The sequence below is a fragment of the Muricoccus pecuniae genome (genome assembly GCF_014199205.1).
In the GTDB taxonomy this organism is placed as follows: domain Bacteria; phylum Pseudomonadota; class Alphaproteobacteria; order Acetobacterales; family Acetobacteraceae; genus Roseomonas; species Roseomonas pecuniae.
The window spans coordinates 1-15,760 of sequence record NZ_JACIJD010000011.1; the positions used below are offsets into that span (position 1 = coordinate 1).

Annotated in this window: 16 protein-coding genes; 12 read left to right on the plus strand and 4 right to left on the minus strand. The window is 72.5% G+C overall.

The window, feature by feature from the left end:
* The 6 genes from FHS87_RS12805 to FHS87_RS12830 form a co-directional block, all read left to right on the plus strand.
* A partial coding sequence (locus FHS87_RS12805; RefSeq protein ID WP_184518817.1) for a cupin domain-containing protein occupies positions 1-240 on the plus strand: 240 nt, incomplete at its 5' end.
* A 106-nt stretch (positions 241-346) separates the two neighbouring features.
* Positions 347-988: a TetR/AcrR family transcriptional regulator gene (locus FHS87_RS12810; protein ID WP_184518820.1), complete on the plus strand. Its 642-nt coding sequence runs from the start codon at positions 347-349 to the stop codon at positions 986-988.
* A 69-nt stretch (positions 989-1,057) separates the two neighbouring features.
* Positions 1,058-2,212 (plus strand): Gfo/Idh/MocA family protein, encoded by a 1,155-nt coding sequence (locus tag FHS87_RS12815; RefSeq protein WP_184518823.1) that lies wholly within the window; start codon positions 1,058-1,060, stop codon positions 2,210-2,212.
* 2 nt (positions 2,213-2,214) lie between these two features.
* The gene (locus FHS87_RS12820) at positions 2,215-3,375 is read left to right on the plus strand and encodes a dihydrodipicolinate synthase family protein (RefSeq protein WP_184518826.1); all 1,161 of its coding nucleotides are present in this window, start codon (positions 2,215-2,217) and stop codon (positions 3,373-3,375) included.
* A 5-nt stretch (positions 3,376-3,380) separates the two neighbouring features.
* Complete coding sequence (locus FHS87_RS12825; protein ID WP_312861986.1) at positions 3,381-4,193, plus strand: sugar phosphate isomerase/epimerase family protein; 813 nt, start codon at positions 3,381-3,383, stop codon at positions 4,191-4,193.
* A 33-nt stretch (positions 4,194-4,226) separates the two neighbouring features.
* On the plus strand, positions 4,227-5,198 hold the full coding sequence (locus tag FHS87_RS12830) for a Bug family tripartite tricarboxylate transporter substrate binding protein (RefSeq protein ID WP_184518830.1): 972 nt from the start codon (positions 4,227-4,229) through the stop codon (positions 5,196-5,198).
* On the opposite strand, the gene FHS87_RS12835 is transcribed toward FHS87_RS12830, so the two are convergent.
* Both FHS87_RS12835 and FHS87_RS12840 read right to left on the minus strand, forming a co-directional pair.
* Entirely contained in the window at positions 5,195-7,294 is a 2,100-nt protein-coding gene (locus tag FHS87_RS12835; RefSeq protein WP_184518832.1) for a YjbH domain-containing protein, read from the minus strand. The genes FHS87_RS12830 and FHS87_RS12835 overlap by 4 nt on opposite strands.
* A gap of 304 nt (positions 7,295-7,598) precedes the next feature.
* A complete protein-coding gene (locus tag FHS87_RS12840; protein ID WP_184518834.1) occupies positions 7,599-7,799 on the minus strand; it encodes a hypothetical protein in 201 nt (66 codons plus the stop codon).
* A gap of 298 nt (positions 7,800-8,097) precedes the next feature.
* Between FHS87_RS12840 and FHS87_RS12845 the strand changes: the two genes are divergently transcribed.
* On the plus strand, positions 8,098-9,165 hold the full coding sequence (locus FHS87_RS12845) for a P1 family peptidase (RefSeq protein ID WP_246418376.1): 1,068 nt from the start codon (positions 8,098-8,100) through the stop codon (positions 9,163-9,165).
* Between the two features lie 34 nt (positions 9,166-9,199).
* Here FHS87_RS12845 and FHS87_RS12850 read toward each other — a convergent pair whose 3' ends face one another.
* Both FHS87_RS12850 and FHS87_RS12855 read right to left on the minus strand, forming a co-directional pair.
* Positions 9,200-10,117 carry a manganese catalase family protein gene (locus tag FHS87_RS12850; RefSeq protein ID WP_246418377.1) on the minus strand — a complete coding sequence of 306 codons (918 nt, stop codon included), beginning with the start codon at positions 10,115-10,117 and terminating at the stop codon, positions 9,200-9,202.
* 97 nt (positions 10,118-10,214) lie between these two features.
* Complete coding sequence (locus tag FHS87_RS12855) at positions 10,215-11,147, minus strand: serine/threonine dehydratase (RefSeq protein WP_184518838.1); 933 nt, start codon at positions 11,145-11,147, stop codon at positions 10,215-10,217.
* Between the two features lie 143 nt (positions 11,148-11,290).
* Here FHS87_RS12855 and FHS87_RS12860 point away from each other — a divergent pair, with 143 nt between their 5' ends.
* Genes FHS87_RS12860 through ptsP form a run of 5 tightly spaced genes read left to right on the plus strand, consistent with a single transcriptional unit; the run spans position 11,291 to position 15,743 of the window.
* The gene (locus FHS87_RS12860; protein ID WP_184518839.1) at positions 11,291-11,746 is read left to right on the plus strand and encodes an HPr kinase/phosphorylase; all 456 of its coding nucleotides are present in this window, start codon (positions 11,291-11,293) and stop codon (positions 11,744-11,746) included.
* A gap of 32 nt (positions 11,747-11,778) precedes the next feature.
* The gene (rapZ, locus tag FHS87_RS12865; protein ID WP_312861987.1) at positions 11,779-12,795 is read left to right on the plus strand and encodes an RNase adapter RapZ; all 1,017 of its coding nucleotides are present in this window, start codon (positions 11,779-11,781) and stop codon (positions 12,793-12,795) included.
* A complete protein-coding gene (locus tag FHS87_RS12870; RefSeq protein WP_184518842.1) occupies positions 12,792-13,238 on the plus strand; it encodes a PTS sugar transporter subunit IIA in 447 nt (148 codons plus the stop codon). Before rapZ ends, FHS87_RS12870 begins: the two co-directional genes overlap by 4 nt.
* Entirely contained in the window at positions 13,235-13,558 is a 324-nt protein-coding gene (locus tag FHS87_RS12875; RefSeq protein WP_246418378.1) for an HPr family phosphocarrier protein, read from the plus strand. The genes FHS87_RS12870 and FHS87_RS12875 overlap by 4 nt, the downstream gene beginning before the upstream one ends.
* A gap of 58 nt (positions 13,559-13,616) precedes the next feature.
* On the plus strand, positions 13,617-15,743 hold the full coding sequence (gene ptsP / locus FHS87_RS12880; RefSeq protein WP_246418379.1) for a phosphoenolpyruvate--protein phosphotransferase: 2,127 nt from the start codon (positions 13,617-13,619) through the stop codon (positions 15,741-15,743).
* Positions 15,744-15,760: the final 17 nt, after the last annotated feature.

Here is a 15,760-nt window from a genome sequence, read left to right on the forward strand (position 1 = left end):
CTGCAGAAGCACTACCACCGCGCCGAGCACTGGGTGGTGGTCAACGGCACCGCCATCGTCGAGAGGGACGCCGAGCGCATCCTGCTGCGCGAGAACGAGAGCGTCTACCTGCCGCTGGGCTCGGTCCACCGCCTGGAGAACCCAGGCATGATCCCGCTGACCCTCATCGAGGTCCAGTCCGGCGCCTATCTCGGCGAGGACGACATCGTCCGCTTCGAGGATACCTACGGGAGAACGTGAGGGCCGGAGGCCGGGGGACCGTTAGCCCCCGGCCTTTTCAGCTTCGGGCCTTTTCAGCTTCGGGCCTTCTCCGCTTCGGGCTTTTTCCGCTTCACTGGGGGGCATCATGGACACCCCAGCCCGCACCATCCCGCAGAGCCCCCGCGCCGAGGCCACGCGCCGGCGCATCCTCGACGCCGCGCTGACCGAGTTTGCCGCGCACGGCCTGGCCGGCGCGCGGGTGGACGAGATCGCGGCGCGCGCGGGCGCCAACAAGCGGATGCTCTACGCCTATTTCGGCAACAAGGAGGAGCTGTGGGTGGCGGTGCTGGAGGCCGCCTATGCCCATAAGCGCGCGGAGGAGCGGGCGCTTCAGGTGGACGGCCTGCCCCCCGCCGAGGCGATGGCGCGGCTGGTGCGCTTCAACCTGCGCTATACGGCCCGCCACCCCGAATTCGTGGCCCTGCTGAACCAGGAGAACCTGCACCGCGCCGCCTATCTCGCGCGCAGCGAGAGCGTGCCCGCCCTTTACTCACCTTTGCTGGACACGCTGCGCGAGGTGCTCAGGCGGGGCGCGGAGGAGGGGGCGTTCCGCCAGGGGGTGGACCCCGTGCAGGCCTATATCACCCTCGTCTCGCTCGGGCATTTCTACGTCTCGAACATGCACACCCTCTCCGCGATCTTCGGGGCCGGGCTGGACACCGAGGCGGCGATCGAGGTGCGGGAGACCCATGCGGTGGAGGTGGTGCTCGGCTGGCTTCGCCCTTGACGGGACCTCCCCGGGGGCGCTTAGGTAACCGCACAGTTACCTAAACGATGTCCGGGGAGGAACGCGCGAATGGCGCAGCGGCGTATCGGCCTGATCATGCACGGCGTGACCGGCCGCATGGGCATGAACCAGCACCTCATCCGCTCGATCGCGGCGATCCGGAAGGAGGGGGGCGTGCCCCTGCCGAACGGGGACCGGATCATGCCGGACCCGATCATCGTCGGGCGCAACAGGGAGAAGCTGGAGGCGCTGGCCAGGGCGCACGGGATCGAGCGCGTAGGAACCGACCTCGACGCCGCCCTCAGGGATCCCGAGGACACGATCTTCTTCGACGCCGCGACGACGCAGATGCGCGCGGCGCTCATCAGGAAGGCGATCGGCGCCGGCAAGCATATCTACTGCGAGAAGCCGACGGCGGAGAACCTGGAGGACGCGCTGGATCTCGTGCGCGTGGCGAAGGCCGCCGGCATCAAGCACGGGGTGGTGCAGGACAAGCTCTTCCTGCCGGGCCTGCGCAAGATGAAGATGGTGATCGACAGCGGCTTCCTCGGCCGCATCCTCTCCGTGCGCGGCGAGTTCGGCTACTGGGTCTTCGAGGGCGACCTGCAGCCCACCCAGCGCCCGAGCTGGAACTACAAGAAGAACGAGGGCGGCGGCATCATCCTCGATATGCTCTGCCACTGGCGCTACGTGCTGGACAACACCTTCGGCGAGACGAAGTCCGTCTCCTGCCTCGGCGCCACGCACATCCCCGTGCGCTACGACGAGCAGAACAAGCCCTACGACGCCGATACGGACGACGCGGCCTACGCCACCTTTGAGCTGGAGGGCGGCATCGTCGCGCAGATCAACTCCTCCTGGACGACGCGCGTGCGGCGCGACGACCTCGTGACCTTCCACGTGGACGGCACGCACGGCTCCGCCGTCTGCGGCCTGACGGATTGCTGGACGCAGTCCCGCGTGAACACGCCCAAGCCGGTGTGGAACCCCGATGTGCCGCAGACCATCGACTTCTTCGAGGGCTGGCAGAAGGTGCCGGACACCCAGCCCTATCCGAACGGCTTCCGCGTGCAGTGGGAGGAGTTCCTGAAATACGTGGCCGGCGAGCGCGCGGACTACCCGTGGGACCTGATGGCGGGCGCGAAGGGCGTGCAGCTCGCCGAGGCCGGGCTGAGGTCCTGGGCCGAGCGCCGCTGGATCGACCTGCCGAAGCTGGAGGCCTGAGCATGGCCAGCATCACCCTGCCCACCGCCTCGGGCGCGCTGGAGACCTACACCACCGGCGCGCCGGGAAGCTTCGCCGTCGCGAAGCCGCCCTATCCCCGCGTGGCCTATGCCGCCGCGCATGTCGTGGCCGATCCGCTGGCCGAGCAGGACCCCTGGCTGGACGTGCGCGTGGACTGGGACCGCACCATCGCCTTCCGCCGCCATCTCTGGTCGCTCGGCCTGGGGGTCGCGGAGGCGATGGACACGGCCCAGCGCGGCATGGGCCTGGACTGGACCGGGGCGCAGGAGCTGATCCGCCGCTCCCTCGACGCGGCCCGCGACTTCCCGAACGCCTTCATCGCGAGCGGCGCCGGGACGGACCACCTGACGCCCGGGCCGGAGGTGACGGTGGACGACGTCATCCGCGCCTATGAGGAGCAGTGCGAGGCGGTGGAGGGGATGGGCGGCCGCATCATCCTCATGGCCTCCCGCGCCCTGGCCAAGGCGGCGAAGTCGCCGGAGGACTATGTGCGCGTCTATGACCGCGTGCTCTCCGGCGTGCGGCAGCCCGTCATCATCCACTGGCTCGGGGAGATGTTCGATCCCGCGCTGGAAGGCTACTGGGGCCATCACGACCACATGGCGGCGATGGAGGTGGCGCTCGACGTCATCGCGGGCCATGCCGACAAGGTCGATGGCGTGAAAATCTCGCTGCTGGACGACAGGAAGGAGATCTCGATGCGCCGCCGCCTGCCGAAGGGCGTGCGGATGTATACGGGCGACGACTTCAACTATGCCGAGCTGATCGCGGGCGATGCGGAAGGCCACTCGGACGCGCTGCTGGGCATCTTCGACCCCATCGCGCCGGCGGTGGGCGGGGCGCTGGCCGCGCTGTCGCGCAACGACCTCTCCACCTTCCACGAGATCCTGGCGCCGACCGTCCCGCTGTCGCGCCACATCTTCAAGGCGCCCACCCGCTTCTACAAGACCGGCGTGGTGTTCATGGCCTGGCTGAACGGGCACCAGGACCATTTCGTCATGGTGGGCGGGCAGCAATCCACGCGTTCCATACAGCACTTCTCCGAGCTGTTCCGGCTGGCCGACAGGGCGGGGCTGCTCTCCGATCCCGAGCGCGCGGTATCGCGGATGCGGACGCTCCTCGCCCTGCACGGGGTGGCGTGATGGGAGTGCCCGGTCCTCTCTCCCTCAACACCGTCACGGTGAAGGAGCGCTGGGGGCTGCGCGAGTGCATCGAGGGATGCGCGCGCCACGGCATCCCCGGCATCTCCCCCTGGCGCGACGTGCTGCAGGGCATGGGGGTGGAGGCGGCCGCGCGCGCGATCCGCGATGCGGGCCTCTCCGTCTCCGGCCTCTGCCGCGGGGGCATGTTCCCGGCCGCCGACGCCGGGGGCCGCGCCGCCGCGATCGAGGACAACCGCCGCGCCATCGCCGAGGCGCATGCGATCGGCGCGGCCTGCCTCGTCATGGTCTGCGGCGGTCTGCCGCCGGGATCGAAGGACCTGGAAGGCGCCCGCGCCATGGTGCGGGACGGGCTGCACGCCATCATGGAGGAGGCGCGCGCGGCGGGGGTGACGATCGCGCTGGAGCCGCTGCATCCCATGACCTGCGCCGACCGCAGCGTTCTCTCCACCCTGGGACAGGCGCTCGATCTCTGCGACGAGCTGGGCGAGGGCAGCGGCGTCGCGCTGGATGTCTACCATGTCTGGTGGGACCCGGCGCTGCGCGCGCAGCTCGCCCGCGCGGGCCGGCGCATCGCGGCCTTCCATGTCTGCGACTGGCTCGTTCCCACCACGGACACGGTCTTCGACCGCGGCCTGCCGGGCGAGGGGGTGATCGACATCCCGGGCATCCGCGCCATGGTCGAGGCGGGCGGCTATCGCGGCCATACGGAGGTGGAGATCCTCTCCCGCCGCTGGTGGGCCGCCGATCCCGACGACGTGCTGCAAGAGATCAAGCGGAGACACGCCACCGCCTGCTAGCGTCAGAGAAAGAACACGGAGGAACAGGCAAGAATGAGCATCAGCCGGCGTTATCTTCTCGGCGGCGCCGCGGCCCTGGTCGCGGCGCCCGCTCTCGCGCAGGGCTGGACGCCCACGCGACCCATCCGCTTCGTCGTTCCCTTCGCCGCCGGCGGCGCCACGGACGTGGTGGCCCGCGTGCTGGCCGAGCGCATGGGCGAGCGCCTGGGCCAGCCCGTGGTGGTGGAGAACCGCGCGGGCTCCGGCGGCAATCTCGGCATGGAGAATGTGGTGCGCTCGCCCGCGGACGGCAGCACCATCGTGATGGGCACCACGGGCACGCTGACGATCAACCAGCATCTCTACGGCAGCATGGGCTTCGATCCCGTGAAGGACCTCGCGCCCGTCGGCATGGCCTTCGCCACCGACCACGTGCTCATCGTTGGCGAGAAGGTGCCCGCCCGCACCGCGGGGGAGTTCCTCGCCTGGCTGCGCGCCAATCCGGGCAAGGCGAGCTTCGGCTCCGCGGGCTCCGGCTCCTCCACCCACATGGTCGCGGAGCTGTTCCGCGCGGCGGCGAAGGTGGAGGTGCAGCACATCCCCTATCGCGGCAGCGCGCCGGCGCTGAACGACACGGTGGCGGGCAACGTGCAGTTCATGCTGGACCAGCTCCCCTCCGCCATCGGCATGATCCAGGGCGGCAAGGTGCGGGCGCTGGCCACCACCGGGCCGCGCCGGACATCGCAGCTGCCCGATGTGCCGACGATGCGCGAGATCGGCCTGCCGGATGCCGAGGCCTCCTCCTGGGGCGCGGTGATGGCGCCGGCCGGCACGCCCGCCCCCGTGATCGCGGCGCTCAGCGCCGTGCTGCGCGAGGCGCTGGCGGATCCGAAGATCCAGGAGCGCCTGCTGGCCGCGGGCGCCGACGCCGTCTCCTCCACGCCGGAGGAGCTGCAGGCGAAGATCGCGCAGGAGGTGGGGACCTGGGGCCGCGTGGTGCGCGAGGCGAAAATCACGGTGAACTAGCGCGCGTAGTCCCCGATCCCGCGCCGGACGGCATCCTCCCGCCCGGCGCGCGTCACCTCCCAGAGCGGGTTGTCCACCGCCAGGCGCTGCCCGCCGTCGCGCTGCACCGGCCGGATCACCGCCGTGCCGGAGCCGCGCGCCTCCGTGCCGAAGAGGGAGAGCGGCAGGCGGACATAGATGCCCTTGTCGAAGGAGCCCTCGCCGAAGCGGGCGAAGGGGACATTGGTGAAGGTGGCGAAGCCGCCCACCTCGATGCCGCTGTCGAAGCGGCGCCCCATCTCGATCGTCGTGCCCCAGTCGCCCGCGAGATAGCGCCCGGCGCGCAGGACGCCGTAGAGGTTCCACACGGGCAGGTCGGCGTAGAGGGAGAGGTGGCCCGTCGCCACGCCGTAGTCGCGGAAGCCGAACTTCCCGCCCGTGCCGCGCTGCTGCACGAGGTTGAGGTCCAGCCCCAGCGCGAAGCCGCGCCCCGCCGGGCGCCACAGCACCTCCGAGGACAGGCCGCCGAACATCGGCTCCAGCAGCCCCGCCGTCGCGCGGGCGAAGACGTCGGGCGCGAGATTCCACACGCGCTCGCCGTAGAGGGCGGGGATCGAGGTCTTTCCCTCCCGGGCATAGAGGGCGTAGTCGCTGCGAACGCGCGGGAGCTGGCTGTCCGAGGGCAGGCCGCGGTCGAGATTGCCGAACACCGCCTGCTGCACCGCCCCCGCCGCGCTGAAGCCGCTCCCGAACTCCACCCGCGCCCCGGCCGCCACGGCGCCCTGGTAGCGCAGCGTGCGGGAGGGATCGCCGAGCTGGAGGTTCAGCCGGGGCTCCAGCAGCAGGTCCCAGTCGGGGCCGGGCTCGCGATGGGCATCCGGCCAGGGGGCGCCCTCGGCGGGGTGCAGGGCAGTGGCGGCCCAGGCCTCCTCGGCACTTCCCCAGGGAGAGGCGGCGGCCTCCAGCGCCGGGCGGGACAGGGTGGTGGCCGCGATCTCGGCGCCTGCCGACCACCAGGAGAGGCGGATCACCTCCACCTCGGGCGGCAGGATGCCGTTCACGGCGCGCAGCACGCGGGAGGCGGTGCCGGGGAGGGTGCGCTGGTTGCCCTCGGAGACCGCGATCCGCGCCTCCACGCCGCGCTCCTCATAGGCGAGGGGGCGGAAGCCGGCCTCCCGCAGGGCGGCGAAGGCGGCCCGCGCGCGCTCGTCCGGGTCGCCTCCGCCGCGGCGCGCGGGCATCGCCGGCACGGGGCGGAGCGGCGGGGCGGCGGGCGGGCTCGCCGGGTCCATGCGGAGGGAGAGGCGCACCAGCAGGTCCGTGCCGTGGAGGAAGCCGATCCCGGCATCGAGGTGCTCGCCCGACCATTGCAGGCCGAGATTGACGGGGCTGCGCGCCTCGCCCCGCAGCGGGCCGCGGCGCACGGGGTAGCCGCCGCGCTCGTCCCGCAGCGCATCGCCCGACCACTCGGCCTTGGCGCGCAGCCCGTCCAGCTCGCCCCAGGGCGTGTCCAGCCGGGGCAGGCTGTATTCCACCCCGCCGAAGGGGGCCACCCTCTCGCCCCGGAAGAAGTCCAGCCGCAGCGTGCCGCCCCGGCCCACCTCGCGAGGGCGCACGCTGAACTCCTCGGCGAGTTCCGTCAGCGGGTTCCCGAGGTCGCCCCGCGTGCCCAGCCGCCCGAAGCCGAGGCCGAAGGAGACGTCCAGCGGCCCCCAGCGGCGGGAGGCGACGAGGTACTCGCCGGCATAGATGCCGGTGCCGATCACGTCCTGCAGCCCGAGGGCGAGCGCCGGGTTCCACTTCCCCTCCTCCAGCAGCCGGAGCTTCACGTCGAAGGCGCGGTCGGTGGTCGTGCCGCGGCCGGTGGTGGCGTTCAGCCGCTCGCTCAAGCGGAAGGTGGTCTCCAGGAAGGGCAGGGCCTGGAAGTTGACGAACCAGAAGCGCCGCTGGTGCCGGAGGGAGCCGCCGGCCTCCAGCGTTCCGTCCTCGCGGAAGCGGGCGTTGCGCGTCTCCATCAGCCCGATGCCGCCGAAATCGCCGCCCGTGGCCGGAACCTCCTCGGCGCGGGCCGGGAGGGAGAGGAGCAGCAGCAGGGCGAGCCGGGCGGCGCGCAGCATGGGGCGTGTTAACGATGCTCTCGACTTCGTGAGGCCAATGGGCATGACGGCCGCGCGAAGGCAAGGCGAAAGAGACTACCGATGCGCGAGAGGATCGGGATGGGCACCCGCGCAACACGCCCGTGGGAGCAGGGGTGGGCTTAGTGACCCCCCGCATCATCCGCGCCGGATGGGTCGGCCCCCTCGGCCCGGTCCCGCCGTGCCAACCAGGGGACGGCCGCCCATGAGAAAGGGCACGGCGGGGATGCCCGCCATGCCCTCACTACTCTCTCCGTCCCCGGTTTCTCGCGGGGAGAGGATGCCGTCAGCCGTGGGTCTTGTGGCCCGGCCGGTTGTTCGCGGTCTTATTGGAACCCGCCCCGCCGATGCTGTGCTGGTTGTCCCCCTTGTCGCCCGAGCCGGGGAAGCTGCCCGGCCCCGTGGAGGTGCCGCTCTCGTTGCTGACGCTGCCCTGCCCGGACCCCAACTCTTCCGCCCGCCGGTCCGCCTTCTTCGCTGTCGTCATCGCCCGTTTCCCTTCCCGTCGGGGTTTCCCAGTGCAGAACGCTGGGAGGGTGCCGATGGTTCTGCAGGAGCTTTCCTTCCCGCACCGCCGGACCGCCGCCCGGCCGGAGCCCGGGAAAAGCGCGGTGGACACCCGTGGGGCGCGCCCCCAGGATCGGGGGCCATGACCTTCTCCCTTCTCGGCCGCTGCGCGCGACCGACCCGGACCGCGCGAGCGGCGGGGCCTCCGGCTCCGTTCCGGCCCCGCGCAAGGAGCGGGGCAGGGAGCCGGGCGTGGAACCGGGCCTGGGGAGTGCCGCATGAAGCGCCGCGAGATCGCCACGGGGTTGGGCGCCGCCACCCTCGCCGCCGGAGCCGCCATGGCCCAGAGCCCTCTCTCCCGCGCCACGCCGCCGCCGATGATCGGCGCCATCACCGAGGTGCCCGGCATCAAGGTGGGCCACTTCACCGATAGCAGGCGCCCCACGGGCTGCACCGTGATCCTCACGGAGGAGGGCGCGACGGCGGGGGTGGATGTCCGCGGCGCCGCCCCGGGCACGCGGGAGACCGACCTGCTCAACCCCGCCAACCTCGTGGAGAAGGTCCATGCGGTCCTGCTCTCCGGCGGCTCCGCCTTCGGGCTGGAGGCGGCGACGGGGGTGGTGCGCTGGCTGGAGGAGAAGGGCATCGGCTACCCCGCCGGCCCGGCGCGCGTGCCCATCGTGCCCGCCGCGATCCTCTTCGACCTCGGCCTCGGCGACCACCGCATCCGCCCCGACGCCGCCGCCGGCCACGCCGCCTGCGAGGCCGCCTCCGCCGAGGCCCCCGCCGAGGGCAGTGTCGGCGCCGGCACGGGGGCGACCGTGGGCAAGCTCTTCGGCATGGCGCGCGCGATGAAGGGCGGCATCGGCACCGCCTCGGTGCGGGTGGGCGCCATCACCGTGGGCGCGATCGTTGCCGTGAACGCGGTGGGCGACGTGATCGACCCCGCGACGGGCGAGGTGATGGCCGGCGCGCGGGACGCGGAGGGCCGCCGCCCCTTCGGCGCCACCGCCGGCATCCTGCGCGGCGAGTTGCCGCCGCCGATGCAGGCGGGCATGGCGACGACCATCGGCGTGGTGGCGACGGACGCGACGCTCACCAAGGCGCAGTGCGGCCGCCTGGCCGGCGCGGCGCATGACGGGCTGGCCCGCACGATCGACCCCATCCACACCATGTCGGACGGCGACACGGTCTTCGCACTGGCGACGGGCAAGAGCGGATTGCCCGGGAACATGATGGCGCTGGGCGCGGTAGTGCCGCATGTGATGGCGGCGGCGGTGCTGCGCGCGGTGCGCGCGGCCAAGGCGGTGGGCGGGAGCCCGCCGGGAATGTCGGAGCTGCGGTGAAAAGGGCCGGGGTTCCTCCCCGGCCCGGTTCGGCTCACATCTTTTTCGTGAGCTTCTGCGCGATCTCGAACATCTCCTCCGGCGCGTAGTCCGGCGTGAAGGCGGAGGGGACGCCGGTGAGCTGGTGGATCTTGCCGCCCTCGGGCATGCCGTCCACCACCGTCAGCTCGCCCGGCGGGTCGCCGGGAAGGGCGCTCTCGCCGTGGTTCCAGATGCCGGCGATCTCCTTGTAGTCCTGCGGGCTCCATGTGTAGAGGCGGCGGTGCGAGCCCTCGTCGAGGTACTTCTGGCACTCCGGGATCTTGCCCAGCGGGATGTTCGGCGTCGGCAGGAACTTCTCCAGCTCCACGCCCGTGATCTGCTTCAGCGCCAGCGCATAGGCATGCGCGTGGACGGAGCCACGCACGAGGAGGTAGCCGCAGACCTCGCGCCCCGTGGGATCGGACAGGCTCTCATAGACGCGCAGCTTGTGCAGTCGCGCGCCGCATTCCAGGTGGAAGTTGTGCAGGAGGTCCACGACGACGTTGCCCGTCGTCGTCACCATGTCCGCGTTCCAGGACATGGAGTTGCTGTTCACCGGCGTGCTGCCGCCGCCGTGCGAGGCGAAGGAGGCGAAGGAGCGGATGTCCTTCATCGCCTCGAAGGGCGCGCCGGAGATGTCGCCGCCGTCGCCGGAATCGGCGCCCGGCTTGTCCGGCCCGTTGGCGAGCATGGCGACGCCGTTGCTCACCAGCTCCACATGGCCCAGCTCCTCCGCCGTGATGCTGGCGACGAGGCTGTAGAAGGGGCGCAGCTTGTCCTTGCTGCGGAAGTTGAAGCTCTGGAACATGTAGTTCCCGAGCGTGGACATCTCGCCGTACTTGCCGCCCAGCAATTCCTGGAGCGCGGCGGCGGCGTTGGGGTCTTTCCTCTTCGGGGCAGGCAGCTCGGCCTGCAGCTTGTCGACACGCATAAACATAGGCGAATCTCCGCGAGGGGTGCGCGCCTCAAACGGCAGCCCCGGCCGGAGGTTATGGGCGTCACGGACTCGTGCGCCCCTCGTTGCGGCCTCAGCCGGTGACGGAGCCCGGCTCGCAATTCCCGCCGCAGACGAGCACGCCCACCCGCGCCCCCGCGGGCGGCACCCAGGCGCCGGAGAGGAGCGCGGCCAGCGCCGCCGCCCCGCCGGGCTCCGCCACCACGCGGCAGGCGGACCAGAGGCGGCGCTGCGCGTCGCGGATCGCCTCGTCCGTCACGAGCACGGATTCGCGGATCTCCCGCCGCGCCAGCTCGAACATGAGCGAGCCCACGCGCCGCGCGCCGAGGCTGTCGGCCGCCAGCCCGCCCACCGGCGCGTCCACCGGCATACCGGCGCGCAGGGCCGTGTGCAGCGTGGGGCAGCCCTCGGGCTCCACCGCCACCACCTCGGTCCCGGTGCCGGCGAACCAGGCGGCGGTGCCGCCGATCAGCCCGCCGCCGCCCACGGCCACGAGCACATGGGTCAGGCCGGGCAGGTCGGCTTCCAGTTCGCGCGCGGCCGTGCCCTGGCCGGCCAGGACCTCCGGCTGGTCATAGGCGTGGACGGAGGCGGCGCCCGTCTCCGCGCGCCGGGCCTCGCTGGCGGCGAAGGCCTCGGCATAGGTCGCGCCGCCCTGCACCACCACCGCCCCCGCTTCCCGGATGCGCGCGACCTTGGAGGGGGCGGCGATGGCGGGGACGTAGATCTCCGCCGGGATGCCGAGCGCGCCCGCCGCATGCGCCACCGCCGCGCCATGATTGCCGCCCGAGGCCGCGATCACCCCCGCCGCCGCGGCCGGGGATTGCAGCAGGGCGTTGAAGGCGCCGCGCGCCTTGAAGGAGCCGCTGACCTGCATTGTCTCCAGCTTCAGCGCCGCCCCGCAGGGGGCGCCGAGCGCCTCGGCGGGCAGGTGCAGCACCGGCGTGCGCCGGATATGGGGGGCGATCCGGGCGGCGGCGGCCTCGATTTCGGCGCGTGTGGTCATCGGCTTGGGATGGGGCAGGGCGGGGCACCTGTCCAGGCCCGGCGGCCGGGGCGGTTTTTGAGACGCGCGGGACCCTCCCCGCTTCCGCCCCCGCCGGATTTCTGCCACCTTTCGCCTTCTGTCCGGGGTGTCCTTATCCAGCCATGCTGCAACACGGCAGTTGTGCCGCGCGGGACGGGGCCGGGGTGCTCCTTCTCGGCCCGCCCGGCGCCGGCAAGTCCGACCTCCTCCTGCGCCTCACGGGCGAGGGGTGGAGTCTCGTCGCCGACGACCAGGTGTTGCTGCGCGCGGAGGGCGAGGCCCTTCTCGCCGCCGCGCCCGAGTCCCTGCGCGGCATGATGGAGCTGCGCGGGATCGGGCTGATGGCGGGGCTGGCTGCCGTGCCCGAGGCCCGGCTCGCCCTCGTCGTCGATTGCGTGGCGCCGGGGGAGGTGCCGCGCCTGCCCGAGCCCGCCCGCTTCGAGGCGCTCGGCCTCCCTCTGCCGCGCATCGCCCTGCACGCGCGGGAGGCCTCCGCCCCGCGCAAGCTCTCCCTCGCGCTGGACGCGCTGGCCGGGCGCATCGCCTGCCGCGCGGGCGCGCTGGAAGCCGTGCCCTGAGCGCCGCTTTCCATGATGGCGGGCCACGCCCCGTGGTGGTGGTCACCGGCATGTCGGGGGCCGGCAAGTCCTCTGCCCTGCGCGTGCTGGAGGATCTCGGCCACGAGACGGTGGACAACCCGCCTCTCGCGGTGCTCGGAGAATTGATTACCGGCCCCGGCGTGGGCCCGCTCGCCATCGGGGTGGACACGCGCACGCGCGGCTTCGACCCCACCGCCCTGCTCGCCGGGCTCGACGCGCTCCGCGCCCGCCGCGCCGCCGCGCCCGAGATCGTCTTCGTGGACGCCGCGGAGGATGTGCTGCTGCGCCGCTTCTCCGAGACGCGCAGGCGCCACCCGCTGGCCCCGGCGGGGATGCCGGGCGGCGGCGTGGCGGACGGCATCGCGCGGGAGGAGCTGGCCCTAGCCCCGCTCCGGGAGGCGGCGGACTGGGTGATCGACACCTCCGTCCTGCCCCTGCCCGAGCTGCGCCGGATGCTGGAGCGGCGCTACGGCCCGGCCGGGCTGGCGGGGATGTCGGTGACGGTGCAGTCCTTCGGCTATCCGCGCGGCCTGCCGCGGGAGGCCGATCTCGTGCTGGACCTCCGCTTCCTGCGCAACCCGCATTATGACCCCGCCCTGCGCCCGATGACGGGCCGGGACGCCCCTGTCGCGGCCTTCATCGAGGGGGACCCGGAATGGGGCCCATTCTGGGCGCGCATGACGGCGCTGCTGGACCCGCTCTTGCCGGCCTATGAAACGGGGGGCAAGAAGTACCTCACCGTCGCGCTCGGCTGCACGGGCGGCAAGCACCGCTCGGTTCTCGCGGCGGAGCGCCTCGCCCGGCACATCGCCGGGAAGGGCTGGCCGGTGGAGCTGTCCCACCGGGAGCTCTCGATAAGGGAGTCCCTGCCGGGCGCCCGACTCCAAGCGACCCCCTCCGCACCCCATATCGGCTCCCCGAGCATGAACGAACCGCCTCCGGCCACGCCCCGCGCGGCCCATGCCCTCTCTCCTGACAACCCAGCCGAGACCCGCCCCTGGCGGGCGGCGCTGCCGGACCACCGATGATCGGATTCGTCCTCGTTACCCATGGGCGCCTGGCCGAGGAGCTTCGCCTCGCCATGGAGCATGTGATGGGTCCGCAGAAGCATGTGTCGACCATCTGCATCGGCCCCGAGGACGACCTCGAGGGCCGGCGCGGCGACATCCGCGCGGCGGTCGCGCAGGTGGACCAGGGCGACGGGGTGGTGGTGCTGACCGACATGTTCGGCGGCACGCCCTCCAACCTCGCCGCCTCCATCAAGACCTGCGTGCCGGAGGCCTGCTGCGGGCGGCAGGTGGAGGTGATCGCGGGGGTGAACCTGCCGCTGCTCATCAAGCTCGCCCGCGTGCGCGGCACGGAGCCCCTGGCCGAGGCAGTGAGCCATGCCGTGGATGCCGGGCGGAAATACATGGCCACCGCCGGCGAACTGCGCGGCGACAACGGGACGAACGGGGGAAGCAGGCGATGAGCTACAAGGGAGCGGAGCTGACGATGGGCGGGAAACCGGAGGGCGCGCCGCTGCCGCTGCGCCGCAGCATCCTCATCCGCAACCAGCGCGGGCTGCACGCGCGCGCCGCGGCCAAGCTGGTGACGCTGGCCGAGAAGCACTGCTCCGCCCTCAGCGTCACGCATGATGGCCAGACCGTGCCCGCCTGCTCCATCATGGGGCTGATGATGCTCGGCGCCGGCAAGGGCGCGACCGTGGTCCTCGAGGCCGAGGGCTGGGACGCGCGCGAGGCGCTGGACGAGGTGGCCGCCCTGATCGAGGCCGGCTTCCACGAGGAATAGGACCCGCCCGCCCGGCGGGCCCTGATACCGCCGGCACGGTGCCGGCAGGAGCGGATCCATGAAGACGGAGGCGCCCGGCTCACCCCGCGCCGCGGATGGCAAGTCCGCCGAGGTAAGTTCCGGCAAGTCCGCCGGGGCGGGCCCGGGCAAGTCCGCTGGTCAGGCGGGTTCCGGCAAGGCTGCCCAGGGCGCGGGCGGTAAGCCCGCCGAAGTAGGCTCCAGCAAGCCTGCCGAAGTAAGTTCCGGCAAGCCCGCCGAGGACGGTTCCGGCAGGCCGGGCGCGGGCAAGGCGGCGCCATCGGGCAAGGCTGCCCCCCCGGGTGGGGGCAAGTCCGCCGACTCCGGCGCGATTAAGTCGGGCGATCCGGGCGCGGGCAAGGCAGGGGATTCGCGCAAGGGTGGTCGCCGCGGGCGCGAGCTGTCCATCAAGGGCATCCCCATCTCCCCCGGCGTCGCCATCGGCCCGATCTTCGACACGGATGCCGCCCCCGCCGCCACGCCCCGCCGCTCGATCACCGCGGCCGGGGTGGAGGAGGAGCGCGCGAGGCTGGCCGCGGCCGTCGCCGCCTCCCGCAAGCAGGTGAGCAAGCTGAAGGCGCGGCTCGCCATCCTGCCGGAGGAGGCGCAGGAGGAGCTGGAGCCGCTGCTTGATGCCTACTCGATGATGCTGGGCGAGAGCCGCCTCATCCGCGGCGCCCGCAAGCGCATCGAGGCGGAGCTTCTCTCGGCCGAGACGGCGGTGGAGGACGAGGCGGAGGCGATCGCGGGCGCGATCCTGGCGGCCAAGGACGACGACAAGGCCGGGCTCCGCCGACGCGCCGGCGAGGTGCACGAGATCGCTCGCCGCCTGACGCGCAACCTCACCCAGTCCGGCTTCCGCTCTTTCAAGGACGTGCCTGAGGGCTCGATCCTCGTGGCCGAGGAGCTGACCCCGGCCGATGCCGCGCTGCTCGACCCCTCCCGCATCGCCGGCGTGGCGACGGAGGAAGGGGGGGCGGACGGACACACGGCGATCATGCTGCGGGCTCTGGGCATTCCCAGCGTGCTCGGCCTGCCCGGCCTGACCAACGCCTTCTCCCGCGGGGACGAGGCGGTGCTGGACGGCGGCACCGGCACCATCGTGCTGCGCCCGGGCAAGGAGGCCCTGGCCACCGGGCGCAGCTCCATCGCGGCCTATGCGAAGGAGCGCACGCGGCTGGGCAAGCTGCGCCGCCTGCCCTCGGTCACCACCGACGGGGAGGAGATGGAGCTCCAGGCGAATCTGGAGATCCCGGCGGAGCTGCCGCTCATCGCCCAGGCCGGCGCCCAGGGGATCGGGCTGCTGCGCACCGAGTTCCTCTTCATGAACCGCCAGGGCCTACCGGACGAGGAGGCGCATTACGAGGCCTACCGCCAGATCGTGGAGGGCACGGACGGGGCGGGTGTGACCATCCGCGTGCTCGACTGGGGCGGCGAGAAGGACATGGAGGCGCTGGCCGAGGGGGTGGAGCCCTTCCATGCCGGCCCGAACCCCGCCCTTGGCCTACGCGGCATCCGCATGCTGCTGCGTCGGCCGGAGCTGCTGGAGGTGCAGTTCGCCGCCATCCTGCGCGTGGCGGCGCTGGGCCCCGTGCGCGTGCTGCTGCCCATGGTGACCATCCCCCAGGAGGTGCGGGAGGCGCGCGAGGTCTACGAGCGCGTGGTCAAGCGCGTGCGCCGCCGCGGCGTGGCGCTGCCGGAGAAGCTGCCCCCGCTCGGCGCCATGATCGAGACGCCCGGCGCGGCGCTGGCGGCCGACGCCATCGCGCTGGAGGCGGACTTCTTCGCGATCGGGACGAACGACCTGGCCATGTACACCCTGGCGGTGGACCGGGCGGAAGTGGAGGTCTCCCACCTCTACGATCCCCTCCACCCCGCCGTGCTGCGCCTCATCCAGTTCGCCACCGAGGCCGCGCTGCGGCTGCGGATGCCCGTCTCCGTCTGCGGGGAGATGGCGGGGAACCCGCGGCTGGTGCCGCTGCTCATGGGGCTGGGGCTGCGGAGCCTTTCCATGAATGCCAGCGCCATCCCGCGGGTGAAGCAGATGGTGCGCGCCCTGAACGTGGACGACTGTGCCCGCTTCGCCCGGCGGGTGATGGAGCAGAGCGACCCCAAGCGCATCCAGGAACTGGTGATGGGCTTCGTGCCGGGCGAGAAGACCACATAAAGATATCCTGATATCGT